The sequence below is a fragment of the Arthrobacter sp. CMU6 genome (genome assembly GCF_059090205.1).
Genome location: NZ_JBNHFL010000022.1, coordinates 1 through 23567, shown reverse-complemented (window position 1 = coordinate 23567; position 23567 = coordinate 1). Strand labels below are relative to the sequence as shown.

Below are 23567 nucleotides of genomic sequence, written 5' to 3'. Positions count from 1 at the left end.
CCCGCACCCGGCAGGCCCCACCGGGTTGTTAGTAGGAGATGAAGGCGACGAGTTCCCCGACACGGTCCTCGGGGTAGTTCCGGGCGATGTCGGCCTGGCTGAGCATCCCCACCAGGTCGTGGCCGTCAATCACCGGCAGCCGGCGCACCTTATGGTCCTGCATGGTCTTGATCGCCTCTTCGATCGAGTCGTCAGCGCCGATGGTCACCGGCTTGCCCTGGCCAAACTCCCCCGCGGTTACGGTGCGCGGGTCCCGGCCGTCGGCCAGGCAGCGGATGACAATGTCCCGGTCGGTCAGCATGCCCTTGAGCCGGTTGTCTTCCCCGCAGATCGGCAGGGATCCGACGTCCAGGTCCTTCATTTTCCGTGCGGCCTGTTCCAGGGTTTCGTTTTCGCCGACGCATTCAGCGCCGCCGGTCATGATCTCGCGCGCGGTCGTCATCGTCCTGCTCCTCTTTTGTTGTTGGGTGGATTTGGTTCTAGTGGACCTCTCCGCGCCAGGCGCCGGTTTCGGTGCCTCTGGCTTCGATGAAGTCCTTGAAGCGAAGCAGGTCCGCCCTGACCTGCATGTTGTCGAAGCCCAGCGCTGCCCCGGCCTTCTCGGTGAAGGTCTCCGGGGCCCATTCCAACCGGACCCACACCCGTGTCACCCCGGTCTCTAGCGGTGTGAAGGCCACGGCGCCGGCGTGCGTCTTACCGTCCGTGCTGCGCCAGGCAATCCGCTCATCGGGGCGTTGTTCGATGATTTCAGTATCGAATTCCCGTTCCGCCCCGCCGATGTTCACCACCCAGTGGTTCGTCCGTTCTGTGAGCTGGGTGACCGAGTCCACCCCGGACATGAAATTGGGGAAGGACTCGAACTGTGTCCACTGGTCATATGCGGTGCGCACCGGGACTTCGACGTCAATGGTTTCTTCGACTGTTTGCATGCTCTCCTCCTGATCAAGGGGCGGGCTAGCAGAGGCGGAAAGCAGGCAACCCCTAACGCAGGAGTCCGGCTGCCACCGTTTCTACCGAAGGTAAGCCCGCGAATAATCTGTGTCCATACCCTGCACGGCGATTGCTTTGTCCGGCCTCCTTTATCGGAAGGACCAGCCCACAGGTGCTCCAGGAAAACCATCACGTTCTTCGCCTTGTACCTCGGCGTAAAATTGAAACCGGCCGGCGGCGGACACCCGTGCTGGCGTCCCCCCACGCCAGCCGGTACCCAGCTCCGTCGTCGGTCCCGGGCCCGCAGCGGGCGGAAGGGAACGCTGGGGGTGGGAGGACCAAGTTGGCGCATGTTGTGACATTTAGCTCCGCAAAAATGCCGCCATTTATCGCCGCAATTCACACGACTTTTTGCGGAGGCTAGCCGTGAGCGGCTCAGAAACGGTCGTTATTGACTAGCACCGAATCAGTGACGAGCAACTGAACCTCAGCGCTGGAGTCCTCCACCCCACCTTCCAGGCACAAACGTGTAGCCCAGAAACGGTCGCTTTTGCCGGGCTTCGGCAACGCGCTTCCCGGGAACCCCTGCTATTCACACAGGACATGCCGAAGTTCTATTCCGTCGCTGAAGAGGTCGCGAGCGTTTGTTCGTGGATCATTCATCCGACGTTTTGCTCCCGTGGTCCGGAGGCGTGGCTCGGGGTCAGCGGTCCAGTAGTAGCTGTGCCAGTCGAAGGTAAACTCGGCCGAGGTTGGGGGTGGTGGACGGTCTTACGTCTGAAGTCCTGGCGCGCCACGTGGCGGCTCGCTCACAACTCGCGGAAGAGGGGATCACGTAGGGAGAGTTCACCGACGAGCTGGACCAGGCGCGGAGCGTGAGGTTTCTCGATGGCCTGCATGCGCAGCAGTGCGACGCCTGTGCGCGCCATACTCTCCCAGTCGTCGTAGTAGTCCTTCATGCGAGGGTCCGTGAAAAGCAGCCGCACGTAGTTGCGTTCATGGAGCAATCGCGTCGAGGTCGAGGAGCAGTGCGTTGGCGAGAGGATTCCACGCAATGTAGTCGAGGTATTTGCCCACGACGAACGCTGGGGTGAGCGTGAGCTGGTTGAGGAGCCTTTGGATCTGCGACGCGCGACCGGGGGTTTGCGCCTGGGGGTGGTGCGCACGTCCACCTGCTGCGCGAGCCCTTCTGCGTACGTGCGTTCGGCGGGCGTGAGTCTGAACGGCAACGTCACCGTCAACCTGGACGGCGGCGGAACCCTGCAGTTCAGGGCTCACCGGGTGGTCCGCTGGGAGGCGCACCTGGTTACTGTCATGCCCGCCGTGGAACACAACCCGGTCCCGGAACAACGAGCTCCCCCAGGCTGACGCTGACCGGGCCCTCCGGGGGCAGCTTCGTCCGTATGCACAGCGCCCTGGACTCCGCCGGCCGCACAGGCGACAGGTACTACCACGGCATCGCCTTCGGGGAGGCCGAGGTGGCCGGCTGCGCTGCTGGTCGCCGACGCGGACCCGGAAATGGTCGGGAACGCACGCAGAGAGCTGCCCAAGCTGGGCCTGCCGATCGGCGTCGAGCACGAGAGCCCCGTCAGCGTCTGCGATCAAGAAGCGTACCGCCGCTCCCCTGGACTCCAACCGCGCCCGCCGTCTGGCCGGGTACTTCACCGCCCGGGCTGTGGAGATGCAGACCCACAATGGCGCCATCGCCCAGAAAGACTGGGGCACCGCCGAAGGGGTCACCCGGGAGAAAACGACTACCACGAGAAGAGCTTCACCCGACTCCGGGCTGAAGGCGAAACGAACGCCACCACGATCATCGGCGAGACGTTCGACGAGCTTGCCTGGTAGGAACGCTGTCCGCGGCGCTGTGCGCCCGCAGGAGGCCTTGAAAGCAGATCCCGGGGTCTGCGGTAGTTACGGGAAATACGGCGGCTCCCAGGGCGGCCGCGCGTCTCGGGATGAAATCATTTCCTCCGCGGAGGGAGCGCTAGCAGTTCGGGCAGGTCGCCTCGTCGGTGATAGCCCAGCCACCGCCGACGGCGGCGCGCGGATGGTGACTGCTGCGGTGGTGGATTAGAAGACCGCCGAAGATCCTGTCCTGCAGGCCCGGTCCCCCGCCACGCACTCCAATGGGGTCCGGTATCTGACCTTGATACTCAGTGCATCCCCAACCTTGGAAATATAAGGCAGGGATTTCGAGGCCCACACGTGATGTCTGATAAGGCCATGTAGGGCGGCCTCCGCTACTCGCGGAGTGCGCAAGACTTCACCCTCCGCTTCACACCCCCCAACCAAAAACCCGGTGGCCGGCGGGGTTAAGCCGACGGGGTGTTGCCAGACTGCAAGCCAGCCACGATTGGCCAGCTTGCCACCACGACGGCCCGCCTGCCTGCCTGCCTTCATGCATGAAAGTTTGCTTGGTTGCAAATTGGCATTCCATCCTGCAAGAAGGAGCCAAAGGCAATGGAGTAATCAAAGAGACATGACGCTGGCCACCCTGCATTCATGCATGAAAGAAAGCCAGCCATCACTCACGCAGTCAGACGTGGCGGCCTCCAGGAACTCCGGGGAAACGAACAAACACCCAACCTTTCATGCATGAATGCATGGTGGATTGCACGAACGCATGTATCGGGAGTCGGTCGAGCGCGCACGCTGCGGGCAATGCTTTCAGTCATGCATGAAAGGATGCATGCCGTCACGCCAGGCAGGAAGGCGCAAGCGGCTGATGCCATTTCCAATCCCGCTGCCATCCACCGTGAAGCGGTGCAATCAAGCACGCAAAAATGCTTCTGGATGGAAGGCATGTGAGAAGAGCCGGTGGCGGGCGGCTCAGACAACAACTTCCCCCCTTCTAGCGGAACATGCATGAATGCTTGCAGGCGTGCAGGACAGAAAGCCCGATTGCAGGCACTCATGCAGGGATAAATATGCACGACGCCTGGCATCAGTGCCAGCGTGAATTAACTCATTTCGGCCACGTCCAGGTGGGGACTTTCGCCGTCAAGGAGAGGCTTGAGCGTATACATGCCGTAAAAAGCCCGCCAGCGGTCATTCATGCATGATTGAACGCAAGAACAAGAAGAGGAAAGGCCCCGGGGCCAGCAATATGCAGCCTGCATGCTTACCAGCCAGCTTTCATGCATGCATTCCAGCTCGCATGCTGGCGGGAAACAACTAGGCTCCCATCGGGACGACATGCCATCTTCCATGCAACCTTGCAAGCATTCATGCATGCATGCAAGCCTGACCGCATTCTCGTCCCTAATAGAACGGTCCAATCCAGAGCGGAGGTCAAATAAGCCTGCATCCATCCTTGCCAGCTTTCATTCATGCATGAGAGCACCGAGTCAACGCCGTTCCGGCGCGAGGGGCCTCCATCGCCGCTGATACGTTCAGACCGCCGGAAACAATGCCTTCCACCATTCATACCTGCCAGCCCGCCGGCTATCCTTCGTGCCAGAAAGCCAGCCCGCCTGCAAGCATGCATGAATGCAATTAATCAAAACCATCGCCCATTGCCGTGCACATGGTCACGATCCGGCGGCGTCAGCGCTCTCGACCTTAGCCGGGCCCCGCGGCTGCGGGGACCTAGCCTGCATCCCTACAGGCTGGCTTACTTTCATGCATGAATGCATACCCACCGGCGTTCATCCCTTCAAACAAGGCCCACAGGAGTATCCGATCGGCGGGGGAGTGGTTGTGAGTCCGGGGTGTCGGGCTGCCGCTATGCGGCCGATGAGGGAGACAGTAGCCAGCCTGCATGCGTCCTTTCTTTCATGCATGAATGAAAGAAAGGCGTCATGCCAGTTTGATCACATCGGGGAGTGGTCGGCGTGGCTCCTTGTAACGCACACGTGGACCCGGAAAGCTTGGAGCCATGCAAACAATCATGGTTTACAGCGAGTCAGGTGGCGCCACCAAGACGACATCGGCTGTATCACTTGCCGCTGTAACAGCCGCTTCGGGACGTAAAGTCGTTCTCGTTGATCTCGACCCGCGTGCAGCTGCCAGCAAATGGATAGGTGTAGAACCGAAAGAGGAGGGCCTGCACGTGGGCGCCATCCTGGGAGATCCAGACCCCGAGGGATGGGCCGAAGACCTGGCCGTGGAGTCCTCCTGGTTCCCCAACCTACGTGTCGTTCCGTCCGCACGAAGCGTCTCTAACCGCGAAGCCGACCGCGCCGACCACGCGGAGCTGCGCCTTCGGACATCCCTAGTGGGCATTGACTCCGACGTCGTCGTCATCGACTGCCCTAACCGCCAGGGCGGCCCGCTAACCCTCTCTGCTCTGAACGCCGCTGACACCATCGTGTACGCCGCCGGTGCCACTGTCGACGGGGTGGACGGCGTCGCCGGCGCCCGCCGCAGCGTGGACCAGTTCCGCATGTCGCGCAAGAGGATCGGGGCCCCCGACAACCTCCACGAAGCCGGCATCATCGTCGGCGCTGTAGCCTCCACCGTCATGTCCCGGATCGCGGTCGCCAGCATCGAGGAGCTGCGCGAAACCGGAATGCTGCTCACGCCACTGGTTCCGCACCGGACGATTGTCCAGGAAATGCGAATGACCCAGGAGTGGTACGGGGAGTACCGCAAGGGCCTGCCCGTCGTAGAGGCCTACACCGAGCTAATGAAAGAGATCGTCCGATGACCGAGGCAAGCATTATCAAAGATCGTCCGGCACAGCTACGGCGCAGGCCCCGCCCGGCGCCGGATGAGACCGTGGATCCGGTTGACTACACCCCGTCCAATCCTGTGCCGGCGCCGATGGCCGCGCCTGTTCGGTTGAAAAACGACCCGGCAACCGGTGAGGGAGTGGAGCCTGAACCAGTTCCAGCGGCAGCCGCTGCCTCGGTCGAGGATGCACCGGCTGCCGCAGCGGTCACTGAGCCTGCAGCTCCTGCCGAAGTGGCTCCAGTCCAGGAGGAACCTACCCCGCCTCCTGCAGCTACAGAGCCCACAGCTGCTGCCCAAGCCGCTCCAGTCCAGGAAACGCCGGTGCCGGTTCGCGCCTCAGCACCGACAGGCCCTGCACCGGCCAAACAGTCCACTCGCGCAAGCAAGTCTTCCAAGGCGACCAACAAGAAGTCCTCGCGCCGGGAGGTCACTTTTCCGTTGAGCACCCGGGTGTCGCAGGACATCCTGGATCTGCTCTACGACGCCCAGGAGAACGAGGGGGTCACACTGCGGGACGCGATAGAACAGGGGATCAGGATGCGCTGGAGCTAAAACGCCTACGCCGTCCCGGGCCATGCTTTCCTGCATTCATGCATGAAAGCATGGCCCTGCTTTTTGCCCGGGAAGGGTCACCCGGTCTGACCGAACGCCATGTCTGCCAACGACCATTCATCCGGCGGCCCTTCGAACATCTCCCATGGATAATCCTCGCCGGGGGAGAGGAGCTCCGTGACGGTGGTGACATTCTTGGAAAGCCATTCCCGCCAGACGATCCGCTCGATCCGGTAGCGCTGCATCTGCGCGGCAACCGCCTCCAGGACACCGAAGTATTCGGCCAGTTCCTTCAATGACGTGGACGCCACCACGGACCAGACTCTGGCTGTGCTCCGGCTGATCATTTTCCAGGCAGCCAGGATTTCAAGTGCTTCGGTGACAGCGGTGCGAGACAGCTTGGTTAGGCGCACGAGCTCCATGGTGCGCAAGGGAGTGGGGGACTGCTCCAAGGCCTCGTAGACGAACGCAGCCGGCAGCCCCAGTTCCCTGAAAACCGGCCGCAGCGCATAAATCTTCCCTTTCCTCCAGGTCAGGTCTTCTGCTGCCGTCTTCAAATCCTCCGGGATGGTCAGCATGTACAAATCGCCTTTAGTCCCCCGGCCCTGCTCAACGAGGGTCACCAACGGATTGTTCTCGGAACGCAACGCCCTCAGGTGCGAACCCACGGTCGTGTGGTCCAACCCGGTAGCCACAGCCAAGGACCGGTCGCCGAACTCGATGAAGCGGGAGGCAGTCATATGTGCAGCCTCCCCCAAAGCCCGCAGCACCATTCTTCGTGCCAGACCTGTTCTGGAATCGGTGTATCCCGGCTCTTTCAAACGCAGCGCATTTCGCCATGTCCTGATGTACCGGTGTTCAGCATCGGGATTCGAGGAGTCGATCGATTCTTTTAGAGCTATTAGGGCCCCCGCCTGTGTAGGGGGCTGGCTTGTGGGGGATATATGGACGCTGTTCTTTTTGGCTTCTTTTCCTTGGTTTTTTCGCAGGTGGGAGAGTGCGTTAGCCCAGTCGCGCTTGAGGGCCGGCATTCTGTGGCGGGAAGGGTAGCGTGCGTAGAAGGACGCCAGGCCCGGCCAGATGCCCTGCAATATGCGGCGCTCGACATCCACTAGCTCCATCCCGGCAGCCGCAGCATTCACGATGACTGCCTGGCGGGCGTCGGAGTCCGTGGCGTAGCGGTTGACGTCGTAGAGACCTGTGAGTGCCAGCTGCTGCATGGGCCGCGACATCCTGCCGGCAAGCCGCGGTGCCTTGGGTGTTTCAGCAGTGGCCGGAATGAACGACTGCTCGAGACGCAGAGCCCGCACGGCGGCAATCTCAGCCGCCAAGTCTGCCGTGAGGTTTGCCCAGATTCGCGGGCTGTTGGGGCGGCGGACGACGTCGTAAGCCATGTTCAGGCTCATGGCGAGCTGCTGGTGGCCGCCGCGTTTGTGCGGTGAGCCGGGGGTGCGCATGCAGCCATGCAGGAGGTTTTGGTGCGGGGTCTTGTCCAGGCTCCGGTGGCGGGTGCCCAGGGCCTCGACGAGGTCACGCGCTTCCGTGAAGGTAACACGCTGTTCGAGCGGAATGTAGACGTGCCGGCCGCCGCTGGGGGAGTAGTCCTCGATCCAGCGGGCGCCGCAGGAATGCAGCCAGGTCTGCAGGGCCCGGACATCAGCTTCTACCCAGTCCGCACCGGCGACTGAGGAGTCGAAGTCCAGGAAGATGGCGGCGCAGGTCCCGTCTTTGCCGAAGATGCGTACCGCCGCAGGAAGCGTGGGGAGGGCGTCGGTGAGGTCCCGTTCGAACTTCTGCGGGTAGGTTTTTCCGGCGTCACGGGAGAGACGCACACGGGGCTGCCCTGCCAGAAGAGGTGCCAGCGCCGACCACAGACGTGCGGGGTCGCTTGATTCGCGCGACACGCCAGCATCATGTATGGCTGGCAGCACGCGCGCGTGCTGATGTACGATGAGGACAATCCTTTCGGGGAGATCCTGTTGCAGGGATAACAAAGGGCCGGCCCGCCAAGACCGGTTTCATACAAAAACCAATGGTCGACCTGTGAAGGTCCACCGCCCGACTTACAATCTGTCAGCCGCCAAGCAAATCCAGAATGTAAGTCCCAAGCTCACGACGGCCCGCCTTGTGCGGGCCGTCGTTATTTATGAGGCCAGTCGGCCAAGAGGCAACTCCTCCTGCTGAGATATTGCGTGCAGTTTGGTGTTAGCCAGGCGTTCGTCGACCAAATCGGACAGCCAGTCGCTGACATACTGGTAGCCCTCTGCCTTGGCAATTTGGTCCATTGCGTCGGCTTTGGGCGTTGCGATGCGGAATCCGACGAATTTGCGGTCGCCCTTTGAGCGCCTGCCTGTACGTGTAACTGGAGCCATCATCCCTGTCCTTTGAACTCCGGTGACCCTGGCCAGCCACCGCTACTTCAATAGATTGGTCGAGCCAATTGCCTGTTGGCCCTGAGTCGGTAAATGCTAGGCACTCCACCCTTCTCTGAAACTGAAACTACCACCGGCCTCGTCAGCGATCCGGCATTGAAACAGAAACACCTTTCGGCGTGTTGAAACAGAAACAACATCCGCGTGAGCTGGAGGGACACGCGATTTCATGGGCTTTCGTTTGCACCTGGCGGCAAGTGCTCGCGAAGTCCGGCCTCCAGGGATCATGCCGACCGAGGCGGTATCCACCGCCACAAGGTCCTCGTCCTTGTTCAGGAGTTGAATCTAGCGGCGGACCGGCGGGGGAGAGAAGACGCTGTTTCCTCGCGATCCGGTCTGGCAGCCCGTCGGTCGGTGCAGGGACGCGCAGTGGCGTTGTCATCTTCAGAAGCCCTTTGCTACGGCTGCTGCGGCGGCGAGCCATGCGCGCTGTGTTGCCGGTTGGAGTGCTGCATACCGGATGGGTCCGTTGACGAGGGCGGGGTCGTAGGGGATCCGAACTACGGCTCGTACATGGGGTGCGAAGCCGTCTGCGATCCTTCGGGCTTCGTCCCTGGCGCGTTTGAGTGCGTCGCCGCTCATGCTTCGCTTGGCGTCGGTGGATTCGGAGACGATGACGACGGCGTTGCGGGCCAGTTCGGCATCGTGGCCGCCGCGGGATTCGAGCGTTTGCAGGGTCAGGCGCGCGGCCTCCGCTCGGTCTTCGATGGCTGTCACGGGGACGACGAGCTGGTTGGTGTGGTGGATCATTCGCCGCCAGTTGGCCGCGCGGGCGGTATTGCCTGAGTCCATGACGATGAGACGGTAGTAGCGGGTGAGCACCTGGTGGGCGATGTCCACCTCCTCAGCGGTCACTTCGTGGTCGCCTTCGTCGTTCTCGTCCGAGCGCAGGACGTCGAACTTGTCGGCAGTTTGGTGGTGGACGAATCGGGCGATCTCGGCTGCCTGGGCGCTGGGGGAGAGCAGCGCCTGGGATGAGTCGATGAGATCCAGGACGCTGTTGTCATGGCCGCCTTTTTCGGTGCGCCACCCAAGGGTGCCCTGCGATTCGTTGTTGTCCCAGGCGACGGTCGCTGCGCCGCTGTAGCGGGCCAGGATCGCGCTGAGCATGACGACGGTGGGGGTCTTGTTCGCTCCGCCCTTGCGGTTGACGACGGCGACGGTGCGGGGGCCGGGCCAGTGTTGGCTGACGGTGCGGATGTCTTCGCGTTCGGCCAGCTCTTCGGCCGAGGGGTTCATGCGGAAGCCCAGGCGGCTGAGTACGCCGCGCCAGCCGCGCGTTGCGGGCTGGAGCACGGGCGTGCTGATGAGGAACGAGGTGTCTTTGAGGCTGCGCCGGGCGGCAGGCTCCTCAGCGGCCGATGTGGAGCCCGGTGCAGGTCCCTGGGGGGCCGCGTCCGTGACAGCTGCACCGAAGGTCACCGGCGCAGCGCCGGCAGGTTGTGCTGGCGTTTCCTCGACCGGAGGGGCAGCGGGGGCCGGAGCAGGCACAGTCGCTGACTTGGCCGATTCGGGTGAAGGGGCGGCCTTAACGGGCAAGGTGTCCTGCTCCCGCCGGGAGGTGGGCTTGATCGGTGCGGCCTCGCTGACGACGCCCTCGGGGGAGACGATGATGAGGCCCTGCCCGTCCGGATCGGTGGTGCTGACGCGGACGGGTCGGCCGAGCTGAGCAGCGGTTGCGGTGATGAGGCGCAGGGCGTCAGTAAGGACGGCGGCTTCGTCGGCGGCCTCGATCGCGTGGGAGGTCCCGTTGATGGTGACTTCGCCGGTTCCGTTGGTGCGGAGAACGGCGTTGATCTTAGGGAAGTCGAGTGCTTGGGTTTCCATCATCTGTCCTTACTTTGTGCCGTTCGGGGGTGTGAAACGGTTGACCTGCCAGGGGTTGTCGGCTGCGCTGCGGAGCAGCTGCACGTCGTAGTCGCCGGCGTCGGTGGGAAACACGACATGGCAGCCGAAACCGTTGTTCTCATCGATCCTGAGCCGGCCTGGTCCGGTGATCTTGGTGGCCGGGATGTTGGCAGGGTCAACGTATTGGTAATCGGCGGTTGCTTGGGCGGTCAGGAGCTGCCCGAGCTCCTGGATCCAGACTTTGTCCGTAACCGTGGGGCGGGCATACAGCGTCATGGCCCTGGTCGCGGTTTCCAGCGCCGCAGTTTTGCTCGCCTCGTCCCAGGCAATACCCAAAGTGGCGGGCGCTGTGCCGCCGGGTGCTTGGGGCTTGTTGCCTGCGCTGAGAGTGGCCGGTGCGGTGGTGGAAGTGCTGGGTGCTGGTTCCGCCGCAGGTGTTGAGCTGGCTGCCGGCGCGCAGGCGGTACAGACGAGCAGGGCCGTGAGGGCTGTCAGGGTGCGTTTCATGGTTCCTCCGGTGAGTCGCTGCCGGGCAGGTAGAGAAATGCGCTGGGAGTGCCGTTCTGTACTGTGCGGGTGTAGTAGGTGTGGTCATTGGGGGCGGGGTTGCCGTTGTATCCCTCTTCGAGGAAGCTGCCGTCACCGTTGACGGCTTTGACGACGGCGACGTGGCCGTAGGTGCCGTCTGCGCCTCCGGCGCCGGGGGAGTACCAGACGACCGCTCCTACCCGTGGCGTTGTGCCGGTGGGCCAGCCTTTGGCGTCCCAGCCGTCCTTCCAGGTCAGGGCAGAGCCGAGGAGGGCACCGTCGGGCCGGAAGGTGCCGTTAAGGATCTTGTAGGGGGCGGTGGTGCTGCCCAGCTGCTGGTTGATGCGCCAGAGGGCGAAGTCGACGCATTCGCGGTTGAACATGCCCAGCGGGGATGGCTCGTAGATCTTGGCTGTGCTCCACGGCAGGTCATCGCCTGTGCCGGATTGGCCGGGGATGCCGCAGGAGCTTTCGCCGCCGGCGTCGATCTTCACGTCGCCCAGGGCGGCGACGACCTCGACGGCGGCCGCCCAGTAGGACTGGTAGTGGAACGGGTCAGCGTTGCGCTGGACCCTGTGTGCGGCCGTGGTGGGTTCGAGCTGTTCCCAGCCGTTGATCTTCTGGAGGGCCTTGAAGAAGTTGCTGGCGGAGGCCGTGGGGTTCATGCGGTCCTGATAGGTGCCCCAGGCGCCGTTGCCGCGCTGCTGGAACAGTCCCCGGGAATCAGGTCCCGGTCCGTCGCCGTGGTCCAGGACACGCAGCCCGGACTCGCCCATGGCCGTCATGACACCGACCGTCTGGCCCCGGGCAGACAGGCCAAGGGCTTTGCCTGCGTTGATGACCACGGCCGCGTTTTTCAGCTGCTCGCCCTCGTAGCCGGCGACAGCGACCTTGGGCAGCTGGCTTGCGTCGACGCTGACGCTGGAACCGGTCGGCGAGCAGACGTCGGCCGCGGCCTGAGAGCCCCCGCCGAACAGGATGATGGACAGCACCAAACCGACGGGCGCAAGGACGGCACCGGCGACCAGCACGGGCCAGCTCCTTGGTGATTGCATGTGTCCCCCTCACATCTGTCCGACTCACATCTGTCTGGTTGCTTCGCCCTAGGGCTGGTCCTCGGTCACTTCCGGTGTCTGGCCCTTCCTCAGGGTGTTCCGGTTCTCCCAGACCCAGTCCTTGACTTGATCTCTGGCGATCAACCATGTCTTCTCGACTTGGTAAGCAGGAATCACTCCGGTTTGTAGCCAGCGGTACACGGTGTTTCGGGACAACCCGAAGATCTCTTCGAGGTCCTGAGGCGTAAGACGCTCCGGGTACTTGGCGAAGAGTGCTTCCAGGTACTTGGGGTCCACGCTCAGTCCGTCCCACCGCTTAGAGCCAGCATAGACCACAAATGTGTACTGTGATGTACTGGAAGTGATTGAAAGGTACTAAAGCTGTTATTGGGAGTCACTTATGGCCTTTCGTGTCGGATGGTACCGATACGATCTTTGCGGACATTACTAGGGGATGTGAAATGCCGGTCTCAAAGAATCGCTGGGTGACGCTCGGCGCAGAAACTATCGACGAACCTGTTCCAGCCATCCCGGAAGAGCCGTCTTTCATCCCTACGGGGGCGACGAGGCCGCAGCTCAGTGTTCCGCAGCCAGACCTTGCGGACCGGCTGCCCCGAAGGAACGCAGCGGGGAAGGAACCGGGTTTCTGGTGGCTTGGCGTGCACGGCGGCGCGGGCGAAACGTCGCTTGCACGTCTGGACAAGAACAGCAGGGCAGCCGATCATCACTGGCCTTTAACGGCAGCCGGGTCCGTCGTCGTCCTGGTTGCCCGTTCCAATATCCCCGGCCTGCGCGCGGCACGGTTGGCGGCAACTGAATGGGCTTCAAGGTCGCTTCCCGGGATCCAGGTCGCTGGCCTGGTGGTCATGGCCGACGCTCCCGGACGGCTCCCCAAAGAAATCCGCGACTTCTCCCGCGTCGTCGGCGGGGGAGTTCCCCACGTTTGGAACTTTCCGTGGGTGGACGGATGGCGCTACGGCCACGACGTTGCCCCCGAAGAACTGCCCAAAGAAGCCCGCACCATCCTTGAGCAGGTACACCTCGCAGTAACCGCCACCGCCGCACTCCCGGCCAAGTAGAAAGAAGAAACCCCTATGTTGTTCTCCAAGGCCATGGAATGGTCAAGCTTTGCCATCACCGAGATACCGAACCCGGGCACAGGTGAAGCACCTCCCGGATCCGAAGGCTTGCTGACACTCCTCAAATGGATCGCCTGGATCGTCTTCGGCTTGGCCGTGGCCGGCATCCTGATCACGGCCGGAACGATGATGATCAATAACCGACGCGGCGAAGGCGGCGAGCACGCCGGCCGCCTGGCATGGGTCCTGGGCGGCTGCATCCTCGCAGCCTCCGCAGGCGGTGTCGTAGGCGCCCTGGTCTAAGGAGTCGAGCCCATGACTGAACCGACAGTGAACGAAGACCAGAGCCCGCTGACCAAACCTAAGTTCATCATCTCGGCCGTTGTCGTGGCGATCATCGTCGCGCTTGGGATCATCCTGGCCCTGCTCCCCAAAGGGGGAGGAAACCCGGCATCCGAGCCGAGCATTTCCGGATCTGCCACCGCCAGCACACAACCCAGCGCGGCGGCGGACGCCAGCGTGTGCGGCCTGCCCTCCGGCGACCAGGCCAAACCAGCCACCGCTCCGGCTGACACCAAGTGGGAATTGGTTGGCAAGATTGCCGCGCCAACATCCCCTACTCAGTTCGGTCCCGGTAAGACCGAAGCCAACGGCCTCCGCTCCTGCTTCGCACACTCACCAACCGGGGCGCTGTACGCCGCGGCAAACATGACCGCATTGTCAGCATCTGGAAAAGCGAACCTCGTTTACGGGCAGCTGGCGGTACCAGGCCCAGAGCGGGATGCTGTGCTGAAATCATCCCCTACAGCTGCCCCCAACACTGTCACCGCACAATTGGCCGGATTCACCTTCCGCTCGTATGAGGCTGACCGAGCCGTCATTGATCTTGCCTTCAAAGGAGCCAACGGAACCTTCGTCTCCATTCCGGTTCCGCTCCAGTGGTACGGCGGCGACTGGAAGTTCGTAGTCCCCGCTACAGGGGACACTGGTGCACGGCAGATTACAGACCTTGGCGGCTACATCGAATGGTCTGGCGTCTAAATGGCTGACTGCTCAGGCCTGAATGTCATAAATCCCTTTTGCCAGGCAGGTGCGGCAATCGAGGACGCCGCGAACGACTCAATCAAAAACATGGCCAAAGCGATTGCCGAAGCCGTAGGACAGACAGTGAAGACGCTCGGGACGTTCTGGGTGAACGTTGGAACTCCCGACCTAACCGCCGCTCCAGGAGGATCCACCGGGAGTGATCCGGTGTTGTTCCTGCAGAACAGTCTCTACTTTTGGACAGCGTCCCTGGCGGTGATGTCTGTCCTCGTGGGGGCGGCAAAGATGGTGATCGAACGCAGGGGTGCACCCCTGCGTGATCTGGCGCGTTCGCTCGCGACCCTGATCGTCGTGTCCGGCGCGGGCGTAGCAGCAGTAGGCCTTCTGACGGTCGCGGCCGATAAATTCTCTGCCTGGATCATCAACAACTCCACCGATGGAACGTCGTTCAACGACAACATCACCTCCCTGTTGGCACTTTCGGCCACCAGCCCGATCGGTTCGATCATGATCATCCTCCTGGGGCTGATCGCGATTCTCGCCTCTGTGATGCAGATCGTCCTCATGATCGTCCGCGGTGGCCTGCTCGTCATCCTGACGGGAATCTTCCCTACGGCTGCAGCTTTCACGAACACCGAGGCCGGCAAGGGCTGGTTCCAGAAGTGCACCGCCTGGCTGATCGCCTTCATTCTCTACAAGCCCGCGGCCGCCATCGTCTACGCCACGGCCTTCCAACTTAGCGGCAGCAAGATCTTCGGGAACGTTGGTGACGGCAAGGACTTCGGCTCCGCGCTCCAGACAACGGTCACAGGCCTGGCCCTGATGATCATTGCTCTGTTCGCCATGCCAGCCCTCATGCGGTTCGTCACCCCAATGGTGGGTGCCGTCGCCGGCGGCGGTGGAGCTTTGGCTGCGGGAACGGTCGGCGCACTCGCTTCCGGTGCCATCAGCATGGGCAGCGCCGGCCGCGGCGGGGGCAGTGGCGGTTCGGTTGCTGCCGCACCGGCCAGCAGCTCAAACGAATCAGGGGGCTCCGCGGGTCCATCCGGGGCCGGGGACTCTGGAACGGCCGGTTCGTCGGGGACAGCGGGCGAAAGTGGGGGAGAGGGCACTTCCTCGGGCACCCCGTCTGGAGCCGGCGCAGAGGCTGCCGCAACAGAAACCGCCGGCAGCGGAGCTACGGCGGCCGGGGGCAGTGGTGCTACGGCAGCCGGAGGCACCGGCGCCGCCTCCGGCGGGGCAGCAGCAGGCGGGGCAGCCGCGGCGGGCCCTGCTGCACTTGGCGTGGCCGCGGCCCAGAAGGGCATTGAGGCCGGCCAGGCTGCCGCCGGTGCCGTGAAGACCATGACCGAAGAATCAACGGGGGGTGCCTGAAATGGCAGCGATCGAGAACACCTACAGGGAACCGACCTACGGCAACTGGCGACGTCCGCGGAAGGCCGGCATCGGTACTCTTGGTGGGCTGGCCACAGCAGGGCTGTTTGTTGGCCTCATCATCACGGTGATTTGCTTCTTCGTCGGCGGCTGGTTCCCCGGGCTGGTTGCTCTGCTCGTCCTTGGGTTGGCGCTGGCCGTCGTCTCGGTGACCGACAAGCACAACAAGTCTGTGGGGGAGCGGGTCTTCGGCCGGTTGGCGTTCGGCTTGGCGCGGCGCAGACGCGCCAACATCTACCGTTCCGGTCCGTTGGGACTGACGCCCTGGGGCGAGTTCCAGCTGCCAGGGATCGCTGCCGGTTCCAAGCTGTACGAGTTCACGGACTCCTATGGGCGCGAGTTCGCGTTGATCCACCTTCCTTCCACCGCGCACTACACCGTTGTCTTCGGGACGCAGCCTGACGGGGCGTCGCTGGTTGATCCCGAGCAGATTGATGCTTGGGTGGCTAACTGGGGCGGCTGGCTGGCTTCGCTGTCGAATGAACCTGCCGTCGTGGCCGCATCCGTCACGGTCGAAACCGCTCCGGATTCCGGGGCACGGCTGCGCCGGGAAGTTGAATCGAACATCCACGACGCCGCCCCGGACATTGCCAAGGCCATGCTCCGGGAGGCCCTGGAAACCTACCCGCAGGGATCGGCCACGATCCGGGCGTGGGTCGCGCTGACGTTCAGCGCCGCTGCCCGGGCCGGCGGCAAGCGACGCACCGCCGACGAGATCGCAAAGGATCTCGCGTCACGGCTTCCCAGCCTCACCGAGCGCCTGGAATCCACCGGCGCCGGTGCCTGCGCGCCGTTGAACGCCCAGGAACTGTGTGAGGTCGTTCGGGTCGCGTACGACCCTGCAGCGGCCCGCCTCATCGACGAAGCCCATTACCAGGGCACCCCCGTTGACCTGGACTGGAGCCACGTCGGACCGTCCGCCCATCAAGCCGACTGGGACGGCTACCGCCACGATTCCGGCCACTCGGTGTCCTGGACGATGACGGGCGCACCCCGCGGCCACATCCTGGCATCAGCTTTGGCCCGGTTGGTGGCACCTCATGGGGAGATTGCACGCAAACGCGTCACCTTGCTGTACCGGCCGATCGAAGCCGGCCGCGCGGCCGCCATAGTGGAGTCGGACCAGACAAATGCACTCACCCGGGCATCCTCGACCAACCGGCCCACAGCCCGCGCCCTGGTCGACGCCCGCGCAGCGCAGGCCACCGCAGCGGAGGAAGCCAAAGGGGCCGGGCTGGTCAACTTCGGCATGGTGGTCACCGCCACGGTGCTGTCCTCCCGTGACCTCGATGACGCCGTGGCCGTGGTGGAGGGCAACCTCGGCCCGTCGGCACGCCTGCTGTTGCGGCGCGCCTACGGCTCACAGGATTCTGCCTTTGCCGCGTCCCTGCCGCTGGGACTGGTCCTGCCCAAGCACCTGAAGGTTCCCGAAGAAATCCGCGAGGCCATGTGATGTTCGGCAGGAAAACCAGACACCAGCGCACCCAAGCCCCTGCCACCAAGCAGGCCCCTGCCACGAAGCTCGCGGCCGCGGTCGGGCGCCGCCCGGGCCTGCGGGGCTGGCGCGGCCGCGGACAGGGCGAAGCCGTCTACGTCACGGCCGCCGACGAATGGCGCGGAACCTCGGTCCAGGTCTGCGGTCTCTGGCCGTTCGTGGGCGGGTCCGGCACCCCGATCCTGGGAGTGCCGATCGGCGTTCACACCGACACCGGAGCGCCCTTCGGGGCCGATCCCATCAGCTGGTTCATGCACGGCATGATCAACAACCCCTCCATGTTCGTCCTCGGCCTGCCGCACTACGGCAAGTCCACCCTGGTCCGGCACATCGTCCTGGGCCTGGCAGGTCGGAGCATCAACCCGTTGATCCTCGGTGACCTGAAGCCCGACTACGTTGACCTCATCGAAGCCCTCGGCGGGCAGGTCATCAGCTTGGGTCCCGGGCGCGGCCACTTGAACGTCCTGGACCCCGGTGAAGCCACCGGCGCCGCCGTCAGGCTGCTCGCCTCGGCCGAGGAACACCGGGCCAAAGCGAACCGGGCCCTCAACGAGCCAGATGGCGGCCAGGCCGCGGCCGCACCGCTGCTTGCTGCAGCGGTGAAGGCGGAGAAGCTGGCAGAACAGCTGATGGCCGACTCGCACAACCGGCGCCTGAACATGATCACGGCGCTGATCACCATCGTGCGGAACGCCAAGCCCAGCGCCCACGAGGAATCCCTGATTGACCGGGCCCTGCACATCCTGGACGAGCGCCTGGACCGCGTGCCCCTGATCGGGGATCTGATCGAGGTCATCAAAGACGCCCCCGACGAGCTGCGGGCCATTGCCCTGGACCGTGGCGACATGAGCCGCTACCTCGACGCGACCGACCAGCTGCGCCAGTCGCTGTACTCCCTCGACGGTTCGGGCCGGTTCTCGGACATGTTCTCCAAGCCCACCGACCAGCCAATGGACCTGACCAAACCCGTGGTCTTTGACCTGTCAGGGATCTCCGACACCCAGCGCGACATCCAGGCGGCCTGCCTGCTGGCCTGCTGGTCAACCGGGTTCGCCACCGTCCAGGTCGCCCACACCCTGGCCGACGCCGGCCTGGAACCGCGGCGGAACTACTTCGTCGTCATGGACGAGCTCTGGCGGGCCCTGCGCTCCGGTGAAGGGATGGTCGACCGGGTTGACTCACTCACCCGGCTGAACCGGACCGAAGGCGTCGGGCAGGCCATGATCACGCACACCATGAGCGACCTCGAAGCCCTGCCAACAGAAGCCGAACGGATGAAAGCGCGCGGGTTCGTCGAACGCTCCGGCATGGTCGTCTGCGGCGCGCTCCCCGGGGCCGAAATGGAAAAGCTCAACAAAGCCGTCACCCTCTCCCGGGCCGAGCAATCCCGGCTCATCTCGTGGGCTGACCCGGGGTCATGGACCGACGTCGGTGGATCCCGCAAACGCGTACGCCCGGGCTTGGGCAAGTTCCTGTTCAAAGTCGGCGGCCGCCCCGGAATCCCCGTCGCACTCAAATTGACCAGCGTTGAGAAGAAACTGCACGACACAAACAAGCGCTGGACGATCAGCCGGAACGGCGAAGGGGGGAACTGATGGGTGCACCAAGCAGCGGCAAACGCTCACAGCTCGACACCGAAACGCTCCTGCTCTGGGTGTGCATCACCGTCGTGGTGCTCGGTGTCGGCTCGGTGACCGGCGCCGTGCACCTCGGGTCAATGCTGTCCCATGACGGGCAGAAGCTGCCCGCCAACCCGTTTGAACTGGTCTTCGGCCTGTTATCACACAAGGTCACCTGGCCCGCCGCCGCCACATGGGTCCTGATCGGCTTCGGCGTCCTCATCATCGTCGTGGCCGTTCTGGTGATGCGTGCGGGGCTGCGCCGACGCTCCAAACGTTCCCGGGTGGACGCCGCCGCTCAGCACATGGCCAAAGCCCGCGACCTGCGCGCCCTGAGCCTGCACGGGGCCACAGCCACCGCCGAACGTCTCGGAGTCAAAGGCTCACCCGGCGTCCCGGTCGGCAAGACCGTTCTGGGCGGGCAAATGGTCTACGGCTCCTGGGAAGACATGCACATCGACATCTGGGGACCCCGCACGGGCAAGACCACCTCTCGTGCCATCCCCGCAATCCTCGCCGCCCCAGGATCCGCCCTGGTGACCTCCAACAAGCGGGACATCGTCGACGGGACCCGCGACGTCCGCGCGGCCGAAGGTCCGGTGTGGGTGTTCGATCCGCAGTCTGTCGCCCTCGAGGAACCTTCTTGGTGGTGGAACCCCCTGTCCTATGTCACAGACGAAGTGAAAGCGGCACGGCTTGCCGACCACTTCGCCGCCGGATCCCGCGGCCCGGACGCCAAAACGGACGCCTACTTCGATCCCGCCGGCCAGGATCTCCTCGCCGGCCTCCTGCTCGCCGCCGCCCTCGACGGCCAGCCGATCACCCAGGTCCACACCTGGCTGACCCGACCCGCCGACGATGAAGCAGTAGACATACTCAAAGCCCACGGCTACCTGCAGACCGCCAACGCCGTCGGCGGCGTCATCAACGCACCCGAGAAGCAACGCGGCGGCGTGTACGGCACGGCACTGCAGATGGCCTCCTGCCTCACCAACCGCCAGGTCGCCCGATGGGTCACACCCCAGGGCGACAACGACCAGCGGCCCCAGTTCGACCCGGCAGCATTCGTACGCTCCAAAGGCACGCTGTACAGCCTTTCCAAGGAAGGCAAGGGCACCGCCGGCCCGTTGGTGACGGCGCTGACCGTGGCCACGGTCGAGGCTGCCGAGGAACTCGCCGTACATTCACCCGGCGGCCGGCTGGCCACACCCATGGTCGGTGTTTTGGATGAAGCAGCCAACGTCTGCCGGTGGCGTGAGCTACCGAACCTCTACAGCCACTACGGCTCCCGCGGTATCGTCCTGATGACCATCCTCCAGTCCTGGTCCCAGGGCGTTGAAGTGTGGGGACGGGACGGGATGCGCAAGCTCTGGAGCGCGTCCAACATCAAGGTCTACGGCGGCGGTGTCGCCGAAGCCGAATTCCTAAACGAGCTCGCGCAGCTCGTGGGTGAATACCGGTACTCCAACATGACCAGAAGCCGCTCCAAACAGGGCACCTCCTACAGCCACGACAACGACCGCAAAGAACGCACCCTCGACGTCTCCGACCTGGCCGCATTTCCCCGCGGCAGGGCCATCATGTTCGCCTCCGGCGCCCCCGCCGCACTGCTGGAAACGGTGCCCTGGATGAACGGCCCGCACGCTGAAGCAGTCCGCGCCTCCCTCACCGCACACGACCCGGCCAACAAACCCGCGGCAGCGGCCGGAAGCCGGTGGATCACCGCGGGTGCCTCTCATGAGTGAGGGCCTGGGGGAGTGGGACGACGAACTGGAGGACACCGCAGCCCCCGCGGAGTCAGCCGAGGAGGATTCGGACGCCCCTGAGCTGTTCTACCCAAACGTCGCCGAATTCGTCAGCGGCAAGCTGGCCACCACCTACCGCCGGCAACTCAACGTCCAAGGCGGCGTCACCTGGTGCCCCCAGTGGTGGAAACACGCCGAAGCCATCAGCCGCCTCGAAGCCCTCTGGCGCGCCTGGGAATTCCTGCGCCTGGACGGAACCACAGGGATGAGCGTGTGGTGGCGCGACCACGCAGACCACCACATGTCCGTCCTGCTCTCAACCGATGGGCCGTTCAAAGGCTGCACCCCGGACGACGGCCACCGCTCCAAACTCACCCCACTACCCTGCGAGGAACCACCCACAGGGCTGTTCTAAACCGGGTGTTGTCAGCCAACGCTCAAGGTGACCACGCGCGCTGTCCACAGTTGGGGTCAATCCGGGTTATCCACGGACTGAAAATAGGGAGCCATCGGGAAGCTCCCTCAGCAGCAGTAGCGGTGGATAACCCGTCAGGATTGTCCCCGGCTGTGGGCATCGGGAGCCACAGTCCGGACGGTACGGCGTGAACGGCGAGCAGATGACCGAACTGCGCCCCGTTCCGCAGCTGATCCAGCACGAGGACTGCCTATATACTCTGGCTAATCATTACGCATATGGGGGTTTCGTGGGCCGTGCAGTACGTGCAGTCATTTCTGCGGGTCTGGCCGCGACCGTGGTCCTTTCAGGGACGTTGGTGGCATCTCCTGCCATTGCGGTCTCGGCGTACCCCTGCGGAGCAGAATCATCGTCAGCCGTTGGAGCCCTCGAATCCTTGGCTTTGCCGGCAACCGTCATTGCCGGCGACGAGTTGCGGATGCAGGTCAGCATTCGATGCGAGGGGGACCAGCAGGCCGTCCTGGGCGCTCAAGGCAGGCGTTCCAGCCGAGGTCCGCTTCCCGGTCTGGGGTACGGGAGCAGTCCTGAGCTACCGCTGGCTCCTGGAAGACGGGACCCAGGTAGCTGACCGGCGAGAATACATCCCCACGGCAGGCAGCGTCTCGCGGATCGTCGTCACCGGGACGTGGCCGGACGGCACGGTTCAGGAGCGGTCCTCACAGCTGGTCCGCACCGTCGAAGGCGCCGGCGGATTCAACGACGTGACCGTTGGGGAAGCAAGGCCCTACAGTTACGCCCCCGTCCGGGTTGCCCGGACCGCCCCGGATCCGAGCACGAAGTCCGGCTGGTACCGGCTGAGGTCCGACGGAAGCTTCCCGTCAACGCCGGAAGCTGCACCGGATTCCTGGTATCCGAAACCGACAGATGTGGGGCAGAGATTCCAGTTCATCGAAGCCGGCGTCCGTGCAAGGGGAGCCTCCCAAGTAATCACCGTCGCTCCGGCACCCCTCCCGGGGGACCGGCGCAGCGGCTACATCCAGGGCGACACCCTCGTGAACACGGTGGCAGAACTGCAGCCACGGCTCCAACCCGGCTACCGGCTGACCGCTAACAATCCCTGGCCTGCCGGACAGGCAGTAACCTACGCCTGGCTGCGTAACGGGCAGACTGTGCCCGGGGCGACCACAGCCGCGTACACCCTCAAGGTCGCTGACGCCGGAGCTACCATCCAGGCAGTGGTTCGAACGGGCAGCCCCGGCTACATCTCCAACGAAGCCAAGACCTCCGCGGTTAAGATCCCGCTCGTGAAACTGAGCTCCGCCGAACCGCTCGTCTCAGGAAGCGCGCGCGTCGGAGTGACCCTGCGCGCGTCTACCCCCGGGTGGACCGCAGGGACAAGATTCACCTACCAGTGGCTTCGTAACGGCCAGGCCATCCCGGGCGCCACACGCTCCACCTACACCGTGCCGGCCAAGGACCATAACGCGGTCCTGCAGGTGAGGGTCACAGGCACGCAGACCTTTTACACCGCGGTCACCAGGACCGGCGCCCAGCACCTCATCAACTACGGCATCCTGACCGCCCCTACACCCTCTATAACGGGGATCCCGAAAGCGGGACAGATCCTAACAGCCCATGCCGGGGTGTGGACCCCCGGAACACAACTTCGCTACCAGTGGTACCGGAACAACCAGCCAATCAGGGGCGCCACCGCAGCCACCTACCGGCCCGGAACCGTTGACAGGGGCCAAGCAATTAATGTCCAAGTCCGGGGAAGTAAAGAAGGGTACATGGGCGTGTGGCGGAACTCCGCCCAGAAACGCGTTCAGCCCTAATCGCGAGCCCCCAAACCCGCGAGGTTCGACTTGCCAGCGGACCGTCCCTCTCCAAACACCGGATTAGAAAGCCAAGACGTCGGTGGGTGGGCGTCAGGAAACAGGAGGTCCCACGAATGTGGCAGAAGATCAGGCACTACGCGAGGACCCGGTCTCCTGGGTATCTTCAGGAAGCCGCCGGCGCCCGGGACCCGCCTGCACGACCCCGGCGAGCCTATCCATTGATTCCGGGCTCCAGGCCAGCTCGACCTTGCCTGAGTCCGTCAGGAGGGTCACTGCCTGGTACCCATACCCGGCAGGTATTTGCGGTCTTTGCCACTGACCTTGCGGCCGCTCCGGAAGAACTTCCTTCACCTTTAGCTCAGTCGCTCGCTCCGAAGGTGCACGGTTCCAGGTCGTCTCGAAACCCTAGAGTTTCGAGGCAAAGAGTTTGGGATACAGCGGGTATGGGGAGCCTCTGCCAGGGCGACGGGTCCCGCCGTATGCTCTAGCTGGATGGATCAGTTGCACCTCGTCCGGCTTGGACCTGGTCTAAAGCGGTCAGCAGATCGTGGGCGTCTGGGACGTCAAAAAAGGCTACGTTCTGTCCCATGCCAAGGCTGAAGAAGTCCATCCCTGTGTTCTGATACATGCCGAACATGCCCATGGCGCCGCCCTGGTAACCGAAAGTCACACTCACGTGTTGGCCGTCCTTGGACCTGTCCACCTTGGTTGGCATGGCCCTGACGGGAGTATCAGCAACTGACCTGTTGCCTGTGCAAACGATCGCCCGACTGTCTGTGAGTCCGTACACTGTTGCCAGCTTTCGCCGTTTTTTGGCGATGAAACGGCCGAAAATAAAGTAGAGGCCCACCAGAACAAATGGAATTCCCCAAACTG

At 63.8% G+C, this 23567-nt stretch carries 23 protein-coding genes; 12 read left to right on the top strand and 11 right to left on the bottom strand.

What is annotated here, in order from left to right:
* Positions 1 to 28: 28 nt before the first annotated feature.
* From AC5RWD_RS15760 to AC5RWD_RS15745, 4 genes are all read right to left on the bottom strand, one after another.
* Positions 29 to 442 carry a CBS domain-containing protein gene (locus AC5RWD_RS15760; protein WP_494020907.1) on the bottom strand — a complete coding sequence of 138 codons (414 nt, stop codon included), beginning with the start codon at positions 440 to 442 and terminating at the stop codon, positions 29 to 31.
* Between the two features lie 37 nt (positions 443 to 479).
* On the bottom strand, positions 480 to 929 hold the full coding sequence (locus AC5RWD_RS15755; protein ID WP_494020906.1) for an SRPBCC family protein: 450 nt from the start codon (positions 927 to 929) through the stop codon (positions 480 to 482).
* Between the two features lie 810 nt (positions 930 to 1739).
* Positions 1740 to 1937 carry an MmyB family transcriptional regulator gene (locus tag AC5RWD_RS15750; protein ID WP_494020905.1) on the bottom strand — a complete coding sequence of 66 codons (198 nt, stop codon included), beginning with the start codon at positions 1935 to 1937 and terminating at the stop codon, positions 1740 to 1742.
* The gene (locus AC5RWD_RS15745) at positions 1927 to 2007 is read right to left on the bottom strand and encodes a hypothetical protein (protein ID WP_494020968.1); all 81 of its coding nucleotides are present in this window, start codon (positions 2005 to 2007) and stop codon (positions 1927 to 1929) included. The genes AC5RWD_RS15750 and AC5RWD_RS15745 overlap by 11 nt, the downstream gene beginning before the upstream one ends.
* A 135-nt stretch (positions 2008 to 2142) precedes the next feature.
* Here AC5RWD_RS15745 and AC5RWD_RS15740 point away from each other — a divergent pair, with 135 nt between their 5' ends.
* The 3 genes from AC5RWD_RS15740 (at position 2143) to AC5RWD_RS15730 (ending at position 5581) form a co-directional block, all read left to right on the top strand.
* Positions 2143 to 2298 (top strand): hypothetical protein, encoded by a 156-nt coding sequence (locus AC5RWD_RS15740; RefSeq protein WP_494020970.1) that lies wholly within the window; start codon positions 2143 to 2145, stop codon positions 2296 to 2298.
* Between the two features lie 1296 nt (positions 2299 to 3594).
* On the top strand, positions 3595 to 3741 hold the full coding sequence (locus tag AC5RWD_RS15735; RefSeq protein WP_494020904.1) for a hypothetical protein: 147 nt from the start codon (positions 3595 to 3597) through the stop codon (positions 3739 to 3741).
* Between the two features lie 1069 nt (positions 3742 to 4810).
* Entirely contained in the window at positions 4811 to 5581 is a 771-nt protein-coding gene (locus AC5RWD_RS15730; protein ID WP_494020903.1) for a ParA family protein, read from the top strand.
* Positions 5582 to 6236: 655 nt separating this feature from the next.
* On the opposite strand, the gene AC5RWD_RS15725 is transcribed toward AC5RWD_RS15730, so the two are convergent.
* The 6 genes from AC5RWD_RS15725 to AC5RWD_RS15700 form a co-directional block, all read right to left on the bottom strand.
* On the bottom strand, positions 6237 to 8063 hold the full coding sequence (locus tag AC5RWD_RS15725; protein WP_494020902.1) for a MarR family transcriptional regulator: 1827 nt from the start codon (positions 8061 to 8063) through the stop codon (positions 6237 to 6239).
* Positions 8064 to 8303: 240 nt separating this feature from the next.
* A complete protein-coding gene (locus AC5RWD_RS15720) occupies positions 8304 to 8531 on the bottom strand; it encodes a hypothetical protein (RefSeq protein ID WP_214857211.1) in 228 nt (75 codons plus the stop codon).
* Positions 8532 to 8975: 444 nt separating this feature from the next.
* Positions 8976 to 10421: a chromosome partitioning protein ParA gene (locus AC5RWD_RS15715; RefSeq protein ID WP_494020901.1), complete on the bottom strand. Its 1446-nt coding sequence runs from the start codon at positions 10419 to 10421 to the stop codon at positions 8976 to 8978.
* A 6-nt stretch (positions 10422 to 10427) separates the two neighbouring features.
* Complete coding sequence (locus AC5RWD_RS15710; RefSeq protein WP_494020900.1) at positions 10428 to 10946, bottom strand: hypothetical protein; 519 nt, start codon at positions 10944 to 10946, stop codon at positions 10428 to 10430.
* The gene (locus AC5RWD_RS15705; RefSeq protein ID WP_494020899.1) at positions 10943 to 12022 is read right to left on the bottom strand and encodes a CHAP domain-containing protein; all 1080 of its coding nucleotides are present in this window, start codon (positions 12020 to 12022) and stop codon (positions 10943 to 10945) included. Before AC5RWD_RS15705 ends, AC5RWD_RS15710 begins: the two co-directional genes overlap by 4 nt.
* A gap of 48 nt (positions 12023 to 12070) precedes the next feature.
* Positions 12071 to 12319, bottom strand: a complete 249-nt coding sequence (locus AC5RWD_RS15700) for a helix-turn-helix domain-containing protein (RefSeq protein WP_494020898.1) — start codon at positions 12317 to 12319, stop codon at positions 12071 to 12073.
* 188 nt (positions 12320 to 12507) lie between these two features.
* On the opposite strand from AC5RWD_RS15700, the gene AC5RWD_RS15695 reads away from it, so the two are divergent.
* From AC5RWD_RS15695 to AC5RWD_RS15655, 9 genes are all read left to right on the top strand, one after another.
* Positions 12508 to 13101, top strand: a complete 594-nt coding sequence (locus tag AC5RWD_RS15695; protein ID WP_494020897.1) for a DUF6668 family protein — start codon at positions 12508 to 12510, stop codon at positions 13099 to 13101.
* 15 nt (positions 13102 to 13116) lie between these two features.
* The gene (locus AC5RWD_RS15690) at positions 13117 to 13404 is read left to right on the top strand and encodes a hypothetical protein (RefSeq protein WP_494020896.1); all 288 of its coding nucleotides are present in this window, start codon (positions 13117 to 13119) and stop codon (positions 13402 to 13404) included.
* Between the two features lie 12 nt (positions 13405 to 13416).
* Complete coding sequence (locus AC5RWD_RS15685) at positions 13417 to 14142, top strand: DUF8175 domain-containg protein (RefSeq protein WP_494020895.1); 726 nt, start codon at positions 13417 to 13419, stop codon at positions 14140 to 14142.
* Between the two features lie 90 nt (positions 14143 to 14232).
* On the top strand, positions 14233 to 15519 hold the full coding sequence (locus AC5RWD_RS15680; protein WP_494020894.1) for a TrbL/VirB6 family protein: 1287 nt from the start codon (positions 14233 to 14235) through the stop codon (positions 15517 to 15519).
* Position 15520: 1 nt separating this feature from the next.
* On the top strand, positions 15521 to 17032 hold the full coding sequence (locus AC5RWD_RS15675) for an SCO6880 family protein (RefSeq protein WP_494020967.1): 1512 nt from the start codon (positions 15521 to 15523) through the stop codon (positions 17030 to 17032).
* The gene (locus AC5RWD_RS15670; RefSeq protein ID WP_494020893.1) at positions 17032 to 18669 is read left to right on the top strand and encodes a putative type IV secretion/conjugal transfer ATPase; all 1638 of its coding nucleotides are present in this window, start codon (positions 17032 to 17034) and stop codon (positions 18667 to 18669) included. Before AC5RWD_RS15675 ends, AC5RWD_RS15670 begins: the two co-directional genes overlap by 1 nt.
* Positions 18669 to 20438, top strand: a complete 1770-nt coding sequence (locus tag AC5RWD_RS15665; protein ID WP_494020892.1) for a type IV secretory system conjugative DNA transfer family protein — start codon at positions 18669 to 18671, stop codon at positions 20436 to 20438. The genes AC5RWD_RS15670 and AC5RWD_RS15665 overlap by 1 nt, the downstream gene beginning before the upstream one ends.
* Positions 20431 to 20853: a DUF4913 domain-containing protein gene (locus AC5RWD_RS15660; RefSeq protein ID WP_494020891.1), complete on the top strand. Its 423-nt coding sequence runs from the start codon at positions 20431 to 20433 to the stop codon at positions 20851 to 20853. The genes AC5RWD_RS15665 and AC5RWD_RS15660 overlap by 8 nt, the downstream gene beginning before the upstream one ends.
* Before the next feature lie 458 nt (positions 20854 to 21311).
* Positions 21312 to 22688 carry a hypothetical protein gene (locus AC5RWD_RS15655; protein ID WP_494020890.1) on the top strand — a complete coding sequence of 459 codons (1377 nt, stop codon included), beginning with the start codon at positions 21312 to 21314 and terminating at the stop codon, positions 22686 to 22688.
* A 487-nt stretch (positions 22689 to 23175) separates the two neighbouring features.
* Here the strand turns inward: AC5RWD_RS15655 and AC5RWD_RS15650 are convergent.
* A partial coding sequence (locus tag AC5RWD_RS15650; RefSeq protein WP_494020889.1) for a hypothetical protein occupies positions 23176 to 23567 on the bottom strand: 392 nt, incomplete at its 5' end.

Coding starts and splice junctions, on each gene's coding strand:
- AC5RWD_RS15760 (WP_494020907.1), bottom strand. CDS start 442: ATGACGACCGCGCGCGAGATCATGACCGGCGGCGCTGAATGCGTCGGC.
- AC5RWD_RS15720 (WP_214857211.1), bottom strand. CDS start 8,531: ATGGCTCCAGTTACACGTACAGGCAGGCGCTCAAAGGGCGACCGCAAA.
- AC5RWD_RS15685 (WP_494020895.1), top strand. CDS start 13,417: ATGACTGAACCGACAGTGAACGAAGACCAGAGCCCGCTGACCAAACCT.
- AC5RWD_RS15730 (WP_494020903.1), top strand. CDS start 4,811: ATGCAAACAATCATGGTTTACAGCGAGTCAGGTGGCGCCACCAAGACG.
- AC5RWD_RS15735 (WP_494020904.1), top strand. CDS start 3,595: ATGCTTTCAGTCATGCATGAAAGGATGCATGCCGTCACGCCAGGCAGG.
- AC5RWD_RS15680 (WP_494020894.1), top strand. CDS start 14,233: ATGGCCAAAGCGATTGCCGAAGCCGTAGGACAGACAGTGAAGACGCTC.
- AC5RWD_RS15660 (WP_494020891.1), top strand. CDS start 20,431: ATGAGTGAGGGCCTGGGGGAGTGGGACGACGAACTGGAGGACACCGCA.
- AC5RWD_RS15670 (WP_494020893.1), top strand. CDS start 17,032: ATGTTCGGCAGGAAAACCAGACACCAGCGCACCCAAGCCCCTGCCACC.
- AC5RWD_RS15665 (WP_494020892.1), top strand. CDS start 18,669: ATGGGTGCACCAAGCAGCGGCAAACGCTCACAGCTCGACACCGAAACG.
- AC5RWD_RS15705 (WP_494020899.1), bottom strand. CDS start 12,022: ATGCAATCACCAAGGAGCTGGCCCGTGCTGGTCGCCGGTGCCGTCCTT.
- AC5RWD_RS15675 (WP_494020967.1), top strand. CDS start 15,521: ATGGCAGCGATCGAGAACACCTACAGGGAACCGACCTACGGCAACTGG.
- AC5RWD_RS15755 (WP_494020906.1), bottom strand. CDS start 929: ATGCAAACAGTCGAAGAAACCATTGACGTCGAAGTCCCGGTGCGCACC.
- AC5RWD_RS15715 (WP_494020901.1), bottom strand. CDS start 10,421: ATGATGGAAACCCAAGCACTCGACTTCCCTAAGATCAACGCCGTTCTC.
- AC5RWD_RS15710 (WP_494020900.1), bottom strand. CDS start 10,946: ATGAAACGCACCCTGACAGCCCTCACGGCCCTGCTCGTCTGTACCGCC.
- AC5RWD_RS15690 (WP_494020896.1), top strand. CDS start 13,117: ATGTTGTTCTCCAAGGCCATGGAATGGTCAAGCTTTGCCATCACCGAG.